This window comes from Verminephrobacter aporrectodeae subsp. tuberculatae At4 (genome assembly GCF_000193225.1).
Classification (GTDB): domain Bacteria; phylum Pseudomonadota; class Gammaproteobacteria; order Burkholderiales; family Burkholderiaceae_C; genus Acidovorax; species Acidovorax aporrectodeae.
In genome coordinates this window covers 1-409 of sequence record NZ_AFAL01000621.1, presented here as the reverse complement: position 1 = coordinate 409, position 409 = coordinate 1, and the positions used below count along the sequence as shown (strand labels likewise).

Here is a 409-nt window from a genome sequence, read left to right as displayed (position 1 = left end):
TTGATCACCACTGACGAGACGCAACGCCCCAGGGTCAACGGCGACCAACTGGTGCTCAGTTTCATTGACGCCAGCAACCTGGACGCGACCAACAAGCCGGCCACGGGGGCTTTTACGGTGCTCGTCGCTGGCACCGCCCGGGCCGTCCGCGACGTCGTCGTGAATGCCGAGGCCAAGACCGTGACGCTGACGCTGGCCACCGCTGTCACCCAGGGCCAGTCAGTGACCGTCGCCTACAACGACCCCAGACAGGCCTACGACGACACCTACGCAATACAGGACATTTACGGCCAAGACGCGGCCAGCTTTGCGGCCACCGCGGTGCTCAACAACACGCCAGCAGCCGACACCACGGCCCCGGAGATCAACACCGCCACGGTCACCGGCAACCAACTGGTGCTCACGTACA

The 409-nt window shown here is 64.5% G+C and carries 1 protein-coding gene; it reads left to right on the top strand.

Annotated elements, in window-relative coordinates; translation table 11 throughout:
• On the top strand, positions 1-409 hold a 409-nt coding region (locus VTU_RS28445), incomplete at both ends, for a SwmB domain-containing protein (RefSeq protein WP_265597347.1).